This is a genomic window from Micromonospora sp. C41, from assembly GCF_018070485.1.
Taxonomy (GTDB): Bacteria; Actinomycetota; Actinomycetes; order Mycobacteriales; family Micromonosporaceae; genus Micromonospora; species Micromonospora chalcea.
Genome location: NZ_JAGPXP010000014.1, coordinates 79,895 through 97,435, shown reverse-complemented (window position 1 = coordinate 97,435; position 17,541 = coordinate 79,895). Strand labels below are relative to the sequence as shown.

The 17,541-nt window shown below is 73.4% G+C and carries 14 protein-coding genes; 8 read left to right on the top strand and 6 right to left on the bottom strand.

Features of this window, described 5'->3' with window-relative positions:
* Positions 1 to 39: 39 nt before the first annotated feature.
* The 4 genes from KBX43_RS17130 to KBX43_RS17115 are packed head-to-tail and all read right to left on the bottom strand — an operon-like array spanning position 40 to position 4,655.
* Positions 40 to 2,226, bottom strand: coding sequence for a thiamine pyrophosphate-dependent enzyme (locus KBX43_RS17130; RefSeq protein ID WP_374226012.1), 2,187 nt, complete (start codon positions 2,224 to 2,226; stop codon positions 40 to 42).
* Positions 2,227 to 2,262: 36 nt separating this feature from the next.
* A complete protein-coding gene (locus KBX43_RS17125; protein WP_274477921.1) occupies positions 2,263 to 3,168 on the bottom strand; it encodes an ABC transporter permease in 906 nt (301 codons plus the stop codon).
* Complete coding sequence (nikB, locus tag KBX43_RS17120; RefSeq protein WP_030499628.1) at positions 3,158 to 4,105, bottom strand: nickel ABC transporter permease; 948 nt, start codon at positions 4,103 to 4,105, stop codon at positions 3,158 to 3,160. Before nikB ends, KBX43_RS17125 begins: the two co-directional genes overlap by 11 nt.
* A 19-nt stretch (positions 4,106 to 4,124) precedes the next feature.
* A complete protein-coding gene (locus KBX43_RS17115) occupies positions 4,125 to 4,655 on the bottom strand; it encodes an Lrp/AsnC family transcriptional regulator (protein ID WP_030499629.1) in 531 nt (176 codons plus the stop codon).
* Positions 4,656 to 4,775: 120 nt separating this feature from the next.
* Here KBX43_RS17115 and KBX43_RS17110 point away from each other — a divergent pair, with 120 nt between their 5' ends.
* The 6 genes from KBX43_RS17110 (at position 4,776) to KBX43_RS17085 (ending at position 13,656) form a co-directional block, all read left to right on the top strand.
* Complete coding sequence (locus KBX43_RS17110) at positions 4,776 to 5,810, top strand: ABC transporter ATP-binding protein (RefSeq protein WP_199744090.1); 1,035 nt, start codon at positions 4,776 to 4,778, stop codon at positions 5,808 to 5,810.
* A complete protein-coding gene (locus KBX43_RS17105) occupies positions 5,810 to 6,847 on the top strand; it encodes an ABC transporter ATP-binding protein (protein ID WP_043325187.1) in 1,038 nt (345 codons plus the stop codon). The genes KBX43_RS17110 and KBX43_RS17105 overlap by 1 nt, the downstream gene beginning before the upstream one ends.
* A 2-nt stretch (positions 6,848 to 6,849) precedes the next feature.
* Positions 6,850 to 8,277: an aldehyde dehydrogenase family protein gene (locus tag KBX43_RS17100; protein ID WP_210885469.1), complete on the top strand. Its 1,428-nt coding sequence runs from the start codon at positions 6,850 to 6,852 to the stop codon at positions 8,275 to 8,277.
* Positions 8,278 to 8,285: 8 nt separating this feature from the next.
* A complete protein-coding gene (locus tag KBX43_RS17095; RefSeq protein ID WP_064447416.1) occupies positions 8,286 to 9,233 on the top strand; it encodes a hydroxyacid dehydrogenase in 948 nt (315 codons plus the stop codon).
* 38 nt (positions 9,234 to 9,271) lie between these two features.
* The gene (locus tag KBX43_RS17090) at positions 9,272 to 10,408 is read left to right on the top strand and encodes an acyl-CoA dehydrogenase family protein (RefSeq protein WP_374226011.1); all 1,137 of its coding nucleotides are present in this window, start codon (positions 9,272 to 9,274) and stop codon (positions 10,406 to 10,408) included.
* 122 nt (positions 10,409 to 10,530) lie between these two features.
* Entirely contained in the window at positions 10,531 to 13,656 is a 3,126-nt protein-coding gene (locus KBX43_RS17085) for a BTAD domain-containing putative transcriptional regulator (protein ID WP_210885458.1), read from the top strand.
* Here the strand turns inward: KBX43_RS17085 and KBX43_RS17080 are convergent.
* Together KBX43_RS17080 and KBX43_RS17075 are read right to left on the bottom strand one after the other, a co-directional pair.
* On the bottom strand, positions 13,640 to 14,386 hold the full coding sequence (locus KBX43_RS17080; protein ID WP_043325184.1) for an ABC transporter permease: 747 nt from the start codon (positions 14,384 to 14,386) through the stop codon (positions 13,640 to 13,642). The genes KBX43_RS17085 and KBX43_RS17080 overlap by 17 nt on opposite strands.
* Positions 14,383 to 15,324: an ATP-binding cassette domain-containing protein gene (locus tag KBX43_RS17075; protein WP_210885454.1), complete on the bottom strand. Its 942-nt coding sequence runs from the start codon at positions 15,322 to 15,324 to the stop codon at positions 14,383 to 14,385. Before KBX43_RS17075 ends, KBX43_RS17080 begins: the two co-directional genes overlap by 4 nt.
* Before the next feature lie 93 nt (positions 15,325 to 15,417).
* On the opposite strand from KBX43_RS17075, the gene KBX43_RS17070 reads away from it, so the two are divergent.
* Both KBX43_RS17070 and KBX43_RS17065 read left to right on the top strand, forming a co-directional pair.
* Positions 15,418 to 16,554 carry a DUF3800 domain-containing protein gene (locus KBX43_RS17070; protein ID WP_307851544.1) on the top strand — a complete coding sequence of 379 codons (1,137 nt, stop codon included), beginning with the start codon at positions 15,418 to 15,420 and terminating at the stop codon, positions 16,552 to 16,554.
* Positions 16,551 to 17,540, top strand: coding sequence for a BtrH N-terminal domain-containing protein (locus tag KBX43_RS17065; protein WP_210885452.1), 990 nt, complete (start codon positions 16,551 to 16,553; stop codon positions 17,538 to 17,540). Before KBX43_RS17070 ends, KBX43_RS17065 begins: the two co-directional genes overlap by 4 nt.
* Position 17,541: the final 1 nt, after the last annotated feature.

Genomic DNA, 17,541 nt, shown 5'->3' with positions numbered 1-17,541 from the left:
CCGGATCGATCCGGTGGGCCGCCTTCGTCGTGCCGTACGTCAGTCGAGCAGCGCGCGGGCCGCAGTCAGCACGTCGTGCTCACCGAGCAGGACGTGGTCGGCCGCCGGGCCCAGCGGGACGTAGCTGTCGACGCTGTTGACGCGGGAGATCCGCCCCGGGTAACCGGCGTCAACCAGGGCGGCCACCACCGCCTCGGAGACGCCGCCGCCGGCGCGGGTCTCGTCCACCACCAGCACCCGGGGTACGCCGTCGAGCGCGGCGAGCATACTCGCGGCCGGCAGCGGCGCGAGCCACTGCAGGTCCACGACGCGGGTGCCGGCGCCCCGCTCGGCGGCCAGCGTCTCGGCCACCCGCAGGCTCATCGGCACGCCGTTGCCGAACGTGACGAGCGCCAGGTCGTCGCCGTCGCGTACGGTCCGGACCTGTCCGAGCGGCGCCTCGGTGGCCGCCCACTCGTCCGGCGGGGCGTACCGGGCCAGCCAGCCGCCGTCGCCGTCGCTGTGCAGGTCACGGGTGTGGTAGAGCGCGATCGGCTCCAGGAACACGCAGACCCGCTGCTCCTGCTCGGCCAGCGCGAGGCACTGCCGCAGCAGCGCCGGCGCGGTGGCCGGGTGGGAGGCGACGGCCAGCGCCAGGCCGGGGATGTCCCGCAGCACCGCCACCGAGTTGTCGTTGTGGAAGTGCCCGCCGAACCCCTTCTGGTACGCCAGCCCGGCGATCCGGACCACCATGCCGTTGCCGTACTGCCCGTCGGAGAAGAACCGCAGCGAGGCGGCCTCGCCGCGCAGCTGGTCCTCGGCGTTGTGCAGGTAGGCGAGGTACTGGATCTCCGGGATCGGCAGCGTGCCGGCCAGCGCGCCGCCGAGCGCCACCCCGAGGATGGTCTGCTCGTCCAGCAGCGTGTCGAACACGCGGTTCGCGCCGAACGCCTTGCGCAGCCCGCGGGTGGCGCCGTAGACGCCGCCCTTGCGGGCCACGTCCTCGCCGAAGACCTGCGCCTGCGGCCAGGTGAGCAGCGCGTCGTGCAGCGCGGCGTTGACCGACTGGGCGAGCGTGAGCGGTCCGCGCGACTCGGGGAGCCTGCCGCCGAACACCTTGTCCCGTCCGTCGCCGGCCCGTCCGGCGGCCGCGCCGACCCGGTCGGTCCGGCGTTCGGTCAGCGGAGCGGTCACCGCAGCCGCGTCGGGCAGCCGCTCGACCCGCCCGAGCATCGCCTCGGCCTGGTCCATGACCAGCTTGCGGGCCTGCTCGTAGCGGGCCAGGCTCTCGGCCGGGGCGAGGATGCCGCGCCGGGCCAGCACCGCCGCCGTGGCCAGCAGCGGATCGCGGGCGTAGTCCGCGAGGATCTCCGACCGGGACCGGTACGCCAGCTCGGCGTCGGAACCGGCGTGGCCCATGAACCGGACCGTGCGCAGGTGCAGCACGGCAGGGCGGCGTCCGGCGCGTACCCGATCGGCCACCTCGCCCGCGACGGCGAGCAGCCGCGCGGGATCGGCGCCGTCGACGGCGGTGTAGTCCAGGGCTGGTAGCGCGGACAGCATCCGGTCCACCCAGCCGTGCGGGGACCGGGTGCTGATGCCGATGCCATTGTCCTCGCAGACGAACAGCACCGGCATCCCGAGCCCCTGGTGGGCGGCCCACCCGACGGCGTTCAGCGCGCCCGCCGCGGTGGAGTGGTTGGCCGAGGCGTCGCCGAAGCTGCACACCACCACCGCGTCGGCCGGGTAACCGGTGTCGCCGACGCCCCGCTCCAGCGCGAACGCCATGCCCATCGCGCGGGGCAGGTGCGAGGCGATCGTCGAGGTCTGCGGGATGACGTTCAGCGTCCGGTGCCCGAACACCTTGTGCCGGCCGCCGGAGATCGGGTCCCGCCGGGACGCGGCGGCGGAGTGCAGCACGTCGGTGATCGGGGTGGAGCCGGGGACCTGCCCGGCCCGGGCGGCGTAGAAGCCGCCGGACCGGTAGTGCAGCAGCGCCGGATCGGTCGGTCGCAGCGCCAGCGCGACGGCGGCGTTGCTCTCGTGGCCGCTGGATCCGATCGTGTAGAAACCCTCCCGTTTCGACTGCAGCCAGCGCAACGCGAGGTCGAGGTGGCGGCTCTGGATCTGGGCGTCGAAGTAGTCGAGCAGCAGGCCGGCGTCGATCTCGACGTCCGGCGACGGGTCGGCGGGCGCCCCGGCGCCCGCCGACCATTCCGACAGTTGACGAACCAGGTGTTCGTCGATGGTTTCCACGTTGCTCCTTGCCGGGGGTGCGAGGGGTCAGCGGCTGGAACGGCCGCGCAGTCGCGGGTCGAGCACGTCGCGGAGGGTGTCGCCCAGCAGGTTGAAGCCCAGCACCGCGATCATGATGCAGACGCCGGGGACGACCGACGGCCAGATCGACATCTCCATGAACGCCTTGCCGCTGGAGAGCATCGACCCCCAGGACGGCTGGGGCGGCTGCACGCCGAGCCCGAGGTAGCCCAGGGACGCCTCGACCAGGATGGCGGTGGCCAGGCTCGTGGTGAACTGCACCGCGATCGGGGCGACCGAGTTGGGCAGGATGTACTTGAAGATCAGCCGGGCGTTGGTGAGCCCGACCGCCTGGCCGGACTCCACGTACGGCTCGCGGCGCACCGACATCGCCGTGCCGCGTACGACCCGGGCGAAGCTCGGGATGAACACGAGGATCAGGGCCAGGATCAGGTTCTCGGTGCCGGGGCCCCGGGCGGCGACGACCGCCAGCGCGAGCAGCAGCGTGGGGAAGGCGAACATGATGTCGGTGGCCGGGGTGATGATCGCGTCGAGGAAGCCCCGGTAGAAGCCGGCGAGCAGTCCGAGCAGGACGCCGATCGCGCCCGCGCAGGTCACCACGATCAGGCTGACCGTCAGCGAGGTGCGTGCGCCGTACAGGGCGCGGCTGAGCAGGTCGCGGCCGGCCTCGTCGGCGCCGAGCAGGAAGTCGCCGCCGGGCGCGGCGAGCCGCTGGTTGGACATGGCGGTCGGGTCGTACGGGGCGATGAGCGGGGCCAGCGCCGCCGCGCCGACCATCAGCACCACGATGACCAGGCCGATGGCGCCCACCCGGTCGCGCCAGATCAGGCGTAGCAACTCCAGGCTGCGGGGGGTCCGGCGAGTGGACGCCGCCTCGGCGGGGCGGCGGTCGGGGGCGGTGTCAGTGACCACTGCGCAACCTCGGATCCAGGTAGGTGTAGATGAGGTCTACGAGGAAGTTGACGACGACGTAGAAGAAGGCCAGGAAGAGCAGGGTGCCCTGGACGACCGGGTAGTCGCGCTGGGAGATGCCGCGGATGACCATCGTCCCCAGGCCCGGCCAGGCGAACACCTGCTCGACGATGACCGTGCCGCCCAGCAGCGCGCCGGCCTGGATGCCCAGCACCGTCACGACCGGGATCAGCGAGTTGCGCAGCGCGTGCCGGGTCATGACCACGCGCTCGCCGAGGCCCTTGGACCGGGCGGTGCGTACGTAGTCCTGGTTGAGCACCTCCAGCATGCTGGAGCGGGTCATCCGCATGCTGATCGCGGCGAGGCTGGAGCCGAGCGTCACGGCGGGGAGGATGAGGTGCTTCAGGGTGCCCCAGAAGCCCTCACCCTCACCCGCGCCCTGGGACGGCAGCCAGCCCAGCGACACCGAGAAGACGTACACCAGCAGGATGCCGAGCCAGAAGTTCGGCAGCGACAGCCCGACCAGCGAGCCGACCCGGGTGGTGGCGTCCAGCAGTCCGTTGCGCTTGGTGGCGCTGAGCACGCCGAGCGGGATGGAGATGAGGATCGAGACCAGCAGCGCCGACACGGCCAGCAGCAGCGTGGACGGAAGGCGCTGCATGATCTCTTCGAGCACCGGCTGGCCGGTGCGCATCGAGGTGCCGAAGTCGCCCTGGACCAGGGCGCCGAGCCACCTCAGGAACTGCTCGTACACGGGCATGTCGAGCCCGAAGTAGCGGCGCATCTCCGCCTCGATCGCGGGGTCGCCGAAGTCCTGACCCATGATCGAGCTGATCACGTCGCCGGGGATCATGCGGATGACCAGGAATGAGATCACCGAGATCCCGAAAAGGACTGGAATAACCGATAAGAGACGGGTCAACGTGATGCGCAGCATTGCGGGTTTCTCCGGTCGGTCAGGTGTCAGCGCCGGGTGTGCCGGGGTCGGCTTCCGCGTCCCAGCCGGCTTCCTCGTCCCCCGTGACGGCGATGTCGCGCGCCCATTCGTGCGCGCGCTTGGCGACCCGTAGCACCATCACCGACCGGCTCTCCATCACCCCGTCGAGGTTGCCCAGCCGCTCCGTCCAGAACCGCCGCATGGCGTTGCTGGAGGCGAAGTAGCCGACGGCGATGATGTCGAACTGGCCGGTCACGTGGTAGACGTACGCGATCTCCGGCATCCCGGCGAGCTTGTCGATGAGCCTTTCTGTGGCACCCGGAGCGCTCTGGATCTCGAACAGCGTGTGCACCGGCCGCCCCATGAAGGCGGCGCTGGGAATCGCGGCGAACTGCAGCTGACCCTCGGTGACAAGCCGTTCCACCCGGCGTCGTACGGATCCCTCGGAGAGGCCGACCTTCGCCGCCAGCGCGACGTTCGTCTGCCGTGGATCCTGAACGAGCTCCCGGATGATGCTGCGATCTTTCTCGATCGAGCTCTTGGATGCCATCTCGCTCCAACTCTTAGTGACGGAATTCGTCGCTGCCGGGAGCCTAGACGACGAACATCGTCTGTGCAACACTCCCGGATGACGAATGGTGGCGTTCGGGAGTCTAACTCAGGGGGATCGATGGCCTTGTTGGAGGTCCGGGACCTGCGCACCGAATTCCGCGGCGCGCGGGGCTCGGTGACGGCGGTGGACGGGGTGTCGTTCACTGTCGACGCAGGGGAGATGGTCGCCCTCGTCGGCGAGTCCGGCTGCGGAAAGTCGGCGACCGCTCAGTCCATCATGGGGCTGATCGTGCCGCCGGCCGGCCAGGTGACCGGTGGCCAGGTGCTCTTCGAGGGGCGGGACCTGCTGAAACTGTCCGCACGGGACCTGCGCGCGGTGCGCGGCAAGGGCATCTCGATGATCTTCCAGGATCCGATGACCTCGCTGAACCCGGTGCTGACCGTGGGCCGGCAGATGACCGAGGCGCTGGAACTGCACCTCGGGATGAGCCGCCGGGCCGCGCGCAAGCGGGCGGTCGAGCTGCTGGACATGGTGCGGATCCCGGCGGCGGAGACCCGGCTCAGCTCGTACCCGCACCAGCTCTCCGGCGGCATGCGCCAGCGCGTCATGATCGCCATGGCGCTCTCCTGCCGGCCGCGGCTGATCCTCGCCGACGAGATCACCACCGCGCTCGACGTCACCATCCAGGCGCAGGTGCTGGACCTGCTGCGGGAACTGGCCCTGGAGACGCGCACCGCGGTCCTGTTCATCACGCACGACCTCGGCGTGGTCGCCGGCATGGCCGAACGCGTCAACGTCATGTACGCCGGCCAGATCGTCGAGCGCGCCGGGACCGTCGACCTGTTCCACCAGCCGCAGATGCCGTACACCTGGGGTCTGCTCGGCTCGGTGCCCCGCCTCGACCAGGCCCGCGGCGGCAAGCTGCGCCCGATCGCCGGCCGCCCGCCGGAGCTGTCGGAGATCCCACCCGGCTGCCGCTTCGCGCCGCGCTGTGTCCACGCCCGCGACGTCTGCCAGGACCAGGCGCCCGGCCTGACCACCGTCCCGGCCCGCGACCAGCTCACCCGCTGCTGGGGCATGCGCCCGGCGGACCAGGGCGGCTGGCTGACCACCGAGGACCGCTTCGCCGACCAGAGCGCGGAGGTGCGCTGATGACGACCCCTGCCCCCGACACCGCCCCCGACCCGCTGCTGCGCGTGCGTGACCTGGCCGTCGACTTCAAGGTGCCGGTACGCGGCTCGATGCTGCCGGCCCGGCTGCGCGCGGTCTCCGGCGTGGACCTCGACGTCCGGCGCGGCGAGATCATCGGCGTGGTCGGTGAATCCGGCTGCGGCAAGTCCACCACCGGCCGCGCCATTCTCCAGCTGCTCAAGCCCAGCCAGGGCACCGTCACGTTCGACGGCACCGAACTGACCACGCTGGACCGGCGGCGGATGCGGGCCATGCGCCGGCAGATGCAGATGATCTTCCAGGACCCGTTCGCCTCGCTGAACCCCCGGATGACCGTCGGCGAGCTGATCGAGGAGCCGCTGCTCGTGCACTCCGACCTGCCGGCGGCCGGGCGGCGGGCCAAGGCGCTGCAGACCATGCAGATGGTCGGGCTCAGCGAGAAGTGGCACGACAGGTACCCGCACGAGTTCTCCGGTGGCCAGCGCCAGCGCGTGGGCATCGCGCGCGCCCTGGTCAGCAACCCGCAGTTCATCGTCGCCGACGAGCCGGTCTCCGCGCTCGACGTCTCGGTGCAGGCGCAGATCGTCAACCTCCTGGAGGAACTCCAGGAGGAACTGGGCCTGACCATGATGTTCATCGCCCACGACCTGGCCGTCGTCCGGCACCTCTGCGACCGCATCGCGGTGATGTACCTCGGCTCGGTCGTCGAGGTGGGGGAGTGCGAGGACATGTACGACCGGCCGCGCCACCCGTACACCCAGGCCCTGCTCTCGGCGGTGCCGATCCCCGACCCCCTGGTCGAGACCGAGCGCCGGCGGGTGATCCTCAGCGGTGACGTGCCCAGCCCGCTGAACCCGCCGTCCGGCTGCCGCTTCCGGACCCGCTGCTGGAAGGCGCAGGACATCTGCGCGACCGAGACGCCGAAGCTCACCGGCGCCGGGCACCAGGTCGCCTGCCACTTCCCGGAGAACACCGACCCGCGGGGCGAGCCGCTCGCCGCCGCCGGCGCGGGGCGGTAGACGTGTCCGTTCCGTACCACCGCAACCTGGTCGACGGCGAGTGGGTCGACGGCGAACGCCGGCCGAACCTCAACCCGGCCCGCCCCGGCGAGGTCGTCAGCGAGTACGCGGTCGCCGACCGGGACACCGCCCGCGCGGCGGTCGAAGCGGCCCGCCGGGCCGGTCCCGGATGGGCGAAGCTGCCCGTCGGCGACCGGATGCGGATGCTGGACCGGATCGGCGCCACCATCCTGGACCGCGCCGACGACCTCGCCACGCTGCTCGCCCGCGAGGAGGGCAAGCTGCTCGTCGAGGCCCGCGGCGAGGTCGTCCGCGCCGGCCAGACGTTCCGCTACTACGCCCACCAGCTGCTCCAGCCCACCGGTGAGGTCTACGCCTCCACCCGCCCGAACGTGCACGCCGAGGTCCGCCGCCGTCCACTGGGCGCGGTCGGGATCATCACGCCGTGGAACTACCCGCTGGCGATTCCGGCGTGGAAGGTCGCGCCGGCGCTCGCGTACGGCAACACCGTCGTGCTCAAACCCGCCGAGCTGGTACCCGCCAGCGCCGGGGAGCTCGCCCGGATCATCGCCGACGCCGGTGTCCCGCCCGGCGTGTTCAACCTGGTCGTCGGCGCCGGCTCGGTGGTCGGGGAGGAACTGCTCACCAGCGACGGACTCCAGGGCATCTCGTTCACCGGCGGCACCCGCACCGGCGCGCACGTCGCCCAGCGCTGCATCGCCCACGGCAACAAGCGGTTCCAGCTGGAGATGGGCGGCAAGAACCCGCTCGTAATCTGCGACGACGCCGACCTGGACGTGGCGGTGCGCTGCGCGCTGGACGGCAGCTTCTTCAGCACCGGCCAGCGCTGCACCGCGTCCAGCCGGCTGATCGTGACGGCCGGCATCCACGACCGGTTCGTCGCGGCGCTGGCCGAGGCGACGCAGGCGCTGCGGGTCGGCGACCCGCTAGACCCGGACAGCCAGCTCGGCCCGGTGGTCAGCGCCGGCCAGCTCGACCAGAACCTCGACTACGTCCGGATCGGACGCGACGAGGGCGCGGCGGTGGCGGCCGGCGGTACGCACGACGGGCAGTTCATGCGGCCCACCCTGCTCGTCGGCGCGCACAACGACATGCGGGTGGCCCGGGAGGAGATCTTCGGCCCGGTGTCCTGCGTGATCCGCGCCGAGAACCTCGACGAGGCGATCGAGCTGGCCAACGACACCGACTACGGGCTGTCCGCCGGGATCGTCACCACCTCCCTGTCTGCTGCCGAACGGTTCAAGCGCGACGCCCGCGCCGGCATCGTCACCGTCAACCTGCCCACCGCCGGCACCGAACTGCACCTGCCGTTCGGCGGCACCGGGGCGTCCAACCACGGCCCCCGCGAGCAGGGCGGCTACGCCCGCGACTTCTACAGCGTGCCGGTGACCTGCTACACCGGCTGGTAAGGACGGCAATGTCCCCTCAGATCCTGCTCACCGAGCCCATCGCCGAGGCCGGGATGCGGCTGCTGCACGCCGCCGGTGAGGTACGCGTCGCCCACCTCACCGACCCCGCCGCGCTCGCCGCCGGGCCGCTCGCCACCGCCGACGCGCTCGTGGTGCGCTCCTCACCGGTGACCGCCGCGATGCTGGAGGCCGCGCCCCGGCTCAAGGTCGTCGGCCGGCACGGCGCCGGGCTGGACGGCATCGACCTGGCCGCCGCGCAACGGCTCGGCGTCCCCGTCGTCGGCACGCCCGGCGCCAACGCCGAGTCGGTGGCCGAGTTCGTCGTGCTGGCCGCGCTCGCGCTCGCCCGGCAGCTCACCCCCGCCGTGACCACGCTTGCCGCCGGCGGCTTCCCGCCCGGCCGGTCACTGCCCGGCTCGGTCGTTGCCGCCGGACTGACCGGCACCATGCTCACCGGCCGCACGCTGGGACTCGTCGGCCTCGGCGCGATCGGCCGGGGCGTCGCCGCCCGCGCCCGCGGGATGGGCATGACGGTCCTCGGGTACGACGTGGCGGTCACCGAGCCGCCGGACGGCGTACACCTGGTGGACCTGGACCGGCTGCTCGCCGAATCGGACGTGGTCAGCCTGCACGTGCCCCAGACGCCGCAGACCACCGGCCTGATCGGCGCCGCCGCGCTGGCCCGGATGCGGCCGCACGCGCTGCTCGTCAACACCGCGCGGGCCGGCGTGGTCGACGGCGCTGCGGTGCTCGCCGCGCTCGACGCCGGCCGGCTGCGCGGCTACGCGGTCGACGTGTTCGCGCCCGAACCGCCCGCCGCCGACGACCCGATGCTGCACCACCCCCGCGTCCTCGCCACCCCGCACATGGCGGCGATGACCACCGACGCGCTCGACGCGATGGCCGTCGCCGTGGCGCGCGGCGTCCTCGCCCACCTGGAAGGAACCCGTACGTGACACTGACCGTCCCCGCGTCCGCCCTCGACTACTTCGGTGTGGACACGCTCGTCGACGACGACACCCGGGAACTCCAGGCCGCCGTGCGCGGCTTCGTGGACCGGCGGATCCGGCCGGAGATCGCCGGCTGGTACGAGGCGGGCCGGCTGCCGGTACGGGAACTGGCCCGGGACCTCGGTGAACTCGGCGTGCTCGGGATGCACCTGGAGGGCTACGGCTGCGCCGGCACCTCGGCCGTCGCGTACGGCCTGGCCTGTTTCGAACTGGAGGCGGGCGACTCGGGCCTGCGGTCCCTGGTCTCGGTGCAGGGCTCGCTGGCCATGTACGCGATCTGGCGGTTCGGCTCCGAGGAGCAGAAGCGCGAGTGGCTGCCCCGGATGGCCGCCGGCGAGGCGATCGGCTGCTTCGGGCTGACCGAACCGGACTTCGGCTCGGACCCGGCCGGCATGCTCACCCGGGCCCGCCGCGACGGCGGCGACTGGGTGCTCAACGGCACCAAGATGTGGATCACCAACGGTTCGGTCGCGGACGTCGCCGTGGTGTGGGCGCGTACCGACGAGGGCATCCGCGGCTTCGTCGTACCGGCCGGCACGCCCGGGTTCACCGCGCCGGAGATCACCCGCAAACTCTCCCTGCGCGCGTCGGTGACCTCAGAGCTGGTCCTCGACGACGTCCGGCTGCCCGCCGACGCGATGCTGCCCGGCGCGGCCGGCCTGTCGGGGCCGCTGACCTGCCTCAACGAGGCCCGCTTCGGCATCGTCTTCGGCGCGCTCGGCGCCGCGCACGACTGCCTGCAGACCACTGTCGCGTACGCCCGCAGCCGGCAGATCTTCGACAAGCCGCTCGCCGCGTACCAGGCCACCCAGCTCAAGCTCGCCGACATGGCGCTGGAACTGGGCAAGGGGATGCTGCTGGCGATGCAGATCGGCACGCTGAAGGACGCCGGCACGCTGGACCACCGGCAGATCAGCCTGGGCAAGCTCAACAGCGTGCGGGAGGCCATCGCCATCGCCCGCGAGTGCCGGACGATCCTCGGCGCGGCCGGCATCACGCTCGACTACCCGGTGCTGCGGCACGCGAACAACCTGGAGTCGGTGCTCACCTACGAGGGCACCTCCGAGGTGCACCAGCTCATCATCGGGCAGACGCTCACCGGTCACGCGGCCTTCCGCTGACCGGCGAGCGTGGTCCCGGCCCGGATCGGCGATCCGGGCCGGGTCCGGCACCTGCGCCTGGCCACCTGACCCCCGCGCCCGGCGGACCGGATCGAATCGCCGGGCGTGGCAGGATCGGCCGGGTGCAGATCGGGTTGCTCGGGCCGTTCCAGGTCACCACGGACGCCGGTGTCCCGGCCGACGTGCCGGGCGCGCGGCTGCGCGGGCTGCTGGCCGCCCTCGCGCTCCAGCCCGGCCGGGTGGTCCCGAAGGCGACGCTCGTCGACTGGATCTGGGGCGAGCAGCCGCCCGCCGACGCCGCCAACGCGCTGCAACGCCTCGTCTCCCGGCTGCGCAAGGCGCTGCCGGCGGGCGTCGTCGACGGGTTGCCCGACGGCTACCGGCTCGCCGTCGAGCCCGATGCCGTCGACGCCGTACGGTTCGAACGCCTGCTGCTGCGGGCCCGCGACGGCGACGGGCCGCAGCGGGTACTGCTGCTGCGCGAGGCGCTCGGGCTGTGGCGCGGCGACGCGCTGCGCGACATCGGCCTGCCCGACAGCCCGGCGCTCGACGCGGCGGCCACCCGGCTGGAACGGCTGCGCCTGACCGCAACCGAGGACCGGTACGACGCGGAGACCGGGCCCGACCTGATCCCGGAGCTGACCGACCTGGTGGCCGCCCATCCGGTGCGCGAGCGGCTCGCCATGGCGCTGATGCGCGCGCTCGTCGCGGCCGGCCGGGACACCGAGGCGCTGCTCGTCTACCGGCGCACCGCCGACGCGCTCGCCGACGCCTTGGGCGCCGACCCGTCACCGGAACTGTCGGCGCTGCACGTCGCGCTGCTGCGCGGCGAGACGGTACGCCGGGAGGACACCCGCCGGACCAACCTGCGCGCCGAGCTGACCAGCTTCGTCGGCCGGGACGCCGACCTCGCCGCGGTCGGTGCGCTGGTGGCCGAGCACCGGCTCACCACGCTCACCGGCCCGGGCGGCTCCGGGAAGACCAGGCTGGCCACCGAGACCGGGCGCCGGTTGACCGGCGACCTGCCGGACGGCGTGTGGCTGGTGGAGTTCGCGGCCGTCAGCGCCGACGGGGACGTGGTGCAGGCGACGATCTCCGGGCTCGGCCTGCGGGACGCGCTGCTCGGCGACGCGGGCAGCGCGGAACCGCTCGACCGGCTGGTGGCGGCGATCCGGGACCGGGAGATGCTGCTGATCCTGGACAACTGCGAACACGTCGTCGAGGCGGCGGCGACGCTGGCGTACCGGCTGCTCGGCGAGTGCCGGCGGCTGCAGATCCTGGCCACCAGCCGGGAGCCGCTGGGCATCACCGGGGAGGCGTTGTGGCCGGTCGCGCCGCTGGGCCTGCCCCGCGGCGACGCCACTGCCACCGAGGTCGAGTCGTCGCCCGCCGTGCGCCTGCTGCGGGACCGGGCCGCCGCCGTCCGCCGCGACCTGGCGTACGACGGCCACACGTCGGCGACCATGGCGCGGATCTGCCGCGCGCTCGACGGCATGCCGCTGGCCATCGAGCTGGCCGCGGCACGGTTGCGCGCCATGTCCGTCGACCAGCTCGCCACCCGGCTCGACGACCGGTTCCGGCTGCTCACCGGCGGCAGCCGGACCGCCCTGCCCCGGCACCGGACGTTGCGCGCGATGGTCGACTGGAGCTGGGAACTGCTCAGCGACGCCGAACGCGCGGTGCTCCGCCGGCTGTCGGTGTTCTCCGGCGGGGCGGGCCTGGACGCGGCCGAGCGGGTCTGCGCCGGCGGTGCCGTCGCGCCGGGCGACGTGCTCGACCTGCTCACCGCGCTGACCGAGAAGTCGCTGCTGGTCGCCGCCGGCGACGTCGCGCCGCGCTACCGGATGCTCGGCACGATCAAGGAGTACGCCGCGCAGCGGCTCGCCGAGGCGGGGGAGGCGGACACCGCGCGCCGCGCGCACCTGGCGTACTTCACCGCGCTGGCCGAGACCGCCGAGCCGCGGCTGCGCCGCGCCGACCAGCTCACCTGGCTCGCCCGGCTGGACGCCGAACACGACAACATCACCGCCGCGATGCGTGGCGCGCTCGCCGCGGGTGAGGGACCCGAGGCGATGCGGCTCGCCGCCGGCGCCGGCTGGTACTGGTGGCTCGGCGGACACCGCACCGAGGGCATGGAGCTGATCATCGCGGCCACCGAGGCGCCCGGCGACGTGCCCGACGACACCCGGGCCGTGGTGTACGGACTGGTGGTGCTGTTCCTCAGTTCCGGGCCGGGCGACGCGCAGCACGCGGCCGAGTGGATCCACAAGGCGTACCGGCTGAGCGGGGAGGGTCGCGGCGGCCACCCGGAGCTGGCCCTGGTCGTGCCGATGGAGCGGATGCTGCGGGAGCCGGACGCGCTGCTGCCCGCCTGGGAGTCGCTGCTCGACCACGAGGATCCGTGGGTACGCGCGCTGGCCCGGCTGCACCTGGGCAAGCTGCGGGTCATCCTCGGCATGGAGGCGGCGCAGGCGGAGGCGTGCCTGCGGCAGGCGCTCGCCGAGTTCCGGGCGGTGGGCGAACGCTTCGGGATCTCATTCGCGCTCAGCGAGCTGGCCGAGCTGATCGCCGTGCGCGGTGACGTCGCCGCCGCCTGCGACTACTACGAGCAGGCGGTCACGGCGGTCACCGAGGTCGGCGCCGTCGAGGACGTGATCCGGATGCGGGCACGGCTGTCCTGGCTGTACCGGCTGGGCGGCGACGAGGCGGCGAGCGCCGACGCGCTGGCCGAGGCGCACCGGCTCGCCGCCGGGGTCGCCTGGCCGGGGGCGCTGGCCGAACTGGCGCTGGTCCGGGCGTACCTGGCCCGCCACGACGGTGACGCGGACGAGGCGTACGCGCAGCTGCGGTCCGTGTCGGCGCTGCTCGGCGACGAGGCGGACCTGGCCAGTGTCCGGGCGGGCACCCAGGATCTGCTGGGTTACCTGGCCGAGGACGTCGAGCTGTCGCGTACCCATCGGGCGGCGGCGTGCCGCGCGGCGCGCGAGGGGGGCTACGCGCCGCTGACCGCGCAGGTGCTCGTCGGTGTCGCGGACCTGGCGGTGCGGCTGGACCGGCCGGACCAGGCGGCGCGGCTGCTCGGCGCCGCCACCGCGGTACGCGGCCAGCCCGACCGCACCCACCCCGACGTGCCCCGGATCGAGGCGGCGGCGCGCGACCGCCTCGGCGACGCGGGGTTCGCCGAGGCGGTCGCGCAGGGCCGGGAGACCGGCTGGGAGCGACTGGTCGAGGTCACGCTCGCTTCGTGAACGTGGACCGCGCCCACAGGTAGCCGACCACAGCGATGCCGGCGCACCAGGCGAGCGCGGGGATCACGTCGCCGGCCGACGGCGCGCCCTCGAGCAGGCCGCGCAGCGTCTCGATGATCGGCGTGAACGGCTGGTACTCGGCGAACTGCCGCAGGCCCGGCCCCATCTTGTCGGCGGGCACGATCGCGCTGCTGAAGAATGGCAGCAGGACCAGCGGCACGGAGGCCATGCCCGCCGACTCCGGCGACTTGGCGAACAGGCCCAGCGCGACGGTGAACCAGCTGACCGCGACGCTGAGCAGCACCACCACGCCGGCCGCGCCGAGCCAGTGCAGCGGCTCGGCGGCCGGGCGGAAGCCGAGCAGGAACGCCACCCCGACCAGGGCCGCTACCGCGAGGACGTTCGTCAGCACGGTGGCGACGACGTGGCCGGTCAGCACCGCGCCCCGAGAGACGTGCATGACCTTGAACCGGTTGATGATGCCCTTCGTCATGTCGGAGTTCACCGACGTCGCGGTGCCGCCGAGGCCGTAGCAGACCGCCAGCAGCATCAGGCCCGGCGTCGCGTAGTCGACGTAGTCGACGCCGACGGAGAACGCGTCGCCGAGCATGTACACGAACATCAGCATCACGATGATCGGCATCAGCACGGCGTTGAACACCGAGGTCGGGTTGCGGCGCAGGTGCGTCAGGTTGCGGCGCAGCATGACGACCGAATGGTTGCGGCTCATTTGGCGGCCACCTCCGGGGTACGGCCCGTCAGGGCCAGGAAGACGTCGTCGAGGTCGGGGGTCTGGACGGACAGGTCGTCGGCGCTGATCGCGTGCGCGTCGAGCCGGTCGAGCAGGGCGCGCAGCGAGGCGGTTCCGCCGTCGGTGGGCACGCGCAGGGCCAGCGCCTCCTCGTCGCGTACCGCCTCGGGCAGCGCCAGCGCCGCCGCGTCGAGTTCGGCGCCGATGCCGAACCGCAACCGCACGTGCGTGCCGGGGATCCGGCGCTTCAGCTCCTCCGGCGTGCCCTGGGCGACCAGCCGGCCCTGGTCGAGCACCGCGATCCGGTCGGCGAGGCGGTCGGCCTCGTCGAGGTACTGGGTGGTGAGGAAGACTGTCACGCCGCCGGCGACCAGCTCCCTGATGATCGACCACATGGTCCGGCGGCTGCGCGGGTCCAGCCCGGTCGTCGGCTCGTCCAGGAAGATGATCCGCGGCTCGCCGACCAGCGTCATCGCGAGGTCCAGTTTGCGGCGCATGCCCCCGGAGTACGTCGACACCAGCTTGTCGGCGGCCTCGACCAGGTCGAACCGTTCCAGCAGTTCGGCGACGACCCGCTTGCCGGTCACCCGGTTGCGCGGCCCGAGGTCGACCATCAGTTGCAGGTTCTCCCGCCCGGTGAGCAGTTCGTCCACCGCCGCGAACTGCCCGGTCACGCCGATCGCCGCGCGTACCGCCGTGGCCTCGGTGACCACGTCGTGCCCGGCGACCCGCACCGATCCGGCGTCGGCGCGGATCAGCGTGGTCAGGATGTTGATGGCAGTCGTCTTGCCGGCCCCGTTCGGGCCGAGGAGGGAGAAGATCGTGCCGGCGGGGACGTCCAGGTCGATGCCGTCGAGCACCACCCGGTCCTTGTACGCCTTGCGCAGCCCGGAGACCGCTATCGCTGAACTCGTCATGCGACCACCATGGGCGGCCGTACCGCCACCGCCCTGACACGGCGCTGACACGGCCGCTGACAGCTTGTCGGTGGGGCGGCGTACGGTCCCGCCGTGGATCGGGAGACGTTCCGGGAGGCGCTCGACGCCGCCGACCGCGCTGCTCCCGTCCCGGCGTCGCCGAATCGGCTGGCCCCGGCGCGCCAGGTCGGCGAGCATGTCGGCATGGCCGGTTCGACGGGTGCGAGGCTGCCGCTTCAGGGCGGGCTGCCACCCGGCGAGGCGCTGACCGGCGCGGTGCGGGAGATCGCCTGCGACGAGTCCGGCTTCTCCGGCACCAACCTGCTCGACCCGGCCACCCCGGTGATCGTCCACGCCAGCGTCGACCTGGGCCGCGACGAAGCCGCCGAGCTGATCCGTACGCTGCGGTCCGGGTTCCGGTTCTCGCCCGACGAGGTCAAGTCCCGGCAGTTCCTGCGCCGCCGCGAAGCCGCCGAGGCGGTGCAGTGGTTCCTGGCGGCGCTACGCGGCCGGGCCCACGTGCACCTGGTCGACAAGGAGTTCTTCCTCGCCACCCGGGTCGTCGACCTGCTGCTGGCCGAGCCGTCCTACGCGGCGGGCACCCGCCTCGCCGGTGACCGGCGTCCGGCCGCGGCGGCGCTGCACCGGGCCGGGCGGGCGGCCGGGCCCGACTGGGCGGCCTTCCTCGCCGCAGTGGTCGAGATGCTGCGCACCAAGCGGCGGGACCGCGCGGACGACCGTAGCGTCGAGCGGTTCTTCGCCGCGCGCGACGTGCTGCGGCGCCACGTCGACGACACGCGGGCCGGCGCGGTCCTCGACGCGCTCGACCCGGCCCGGGTGGCAGCGGTGCAGGCCCGGTTGTACGCGGGCGACCGGACGATCCCGCCGCCGCTGGAGCCGCTGCTGCCGGCGCTGGCCGAGACCGTCCTGCACTGGAGCGCCGGCCGGCGGCGGGTGCTGGTGATCCACGACGAGCAGAGCGCGCTCACCGAGGACCGGCTCCGCCGCCTCCAGGCGGCGCTGGCCGCGGGCGACCCGGCCGGCCCGTCGCCGCTGGCCGGGCTGGTGATGACCGACTCGCGCGACGACCCGCGCGTCCAGGCCGCCGACCTGCTCGCCGGGGTGGCCCGCCGGATGCCCGGCGTCCCCGGCGACGGGCCGTTGCGCCCGCTGCTGTCCCCGCCCGCCCCGAACGCCGCAGCCGAGCCGGCGGAACAGGAGGCGACGTGATCCTCGACGACGTGACGCCGCGCCCCGGACTGCACTGCGAGACCACCACGCTCGGCGTGCTGACCCGGCACGCGGGCCTGGACCTCTCCGAGCCGATGCTGTTCGGCCTCGGCGAGGGGCTCGGCTTCGTCTACTGGGACGCCAAGAGCATGGACGTGCCGTTCCTCGGCGGGCGCACCAAGCCGCTGTGCGTGACCCGCGCCGCCGCCCACCGCCTCGGCCTGAACCTTCGGGTACGGGAGACGACGTCGGCGGCGAAGGCGTGGCGCGACGTCACCGACGCGCTGGACGCCGGGCAGCCGGTCGGCCTGCAACTGGACTCGTACCACCTGGACTACTTCACCACCCGGGTCCACTTCGGTGGGCACACCGTCGCGATGTACGGCTACGACGACACCCACGCCCACCTGGTCGACACCGCCCAGCAGGGCGGCGCGGTGACCACCACGCTGGACAGCCTGGCCCGGGCCCGTGCCGCGCGGGGGCCGATGACCGCGCGCCACCTGTCGTACACGCTCACCGCGCCCGGCGGTCCGCCGGACCTGGGCACGGCGATCCGCGCGGCGGTTCGCGCCAACGCCGGGGCGTTCCTCGACCCGCCGATCGCCAACCTCGGCCACCGGGGGATCGCCACCGCCGCCGCCCGGGTGACCCGCTGGCTGGACCGCGCCGCCGACCCGGCACGTGACCTGCCGCTCGCCGCGACGCTGATGGAACGCGGCGGCACCGGCGGCGCGCTGTTCCGCGCCATGTACCGGGACTTCCTCGCCGAGGCCGCCACCGTCACCGGCGACGCCCACCTGCGCCGGGCGCAGCTGATGTACGCCGACATCGCGCCGCTGTGGACCGCCGTCGCCGACCACATCGCCACCGCCGGGCGGACCGGCGACGCCGGCCACCTGGCCCGCGCGTCGGCGGTCCTGGCCGACCTGGCCGTACGCGAACGCGAGGCGATGACAGTGCTGGCCGCGGTCGACGCGCGGTAGG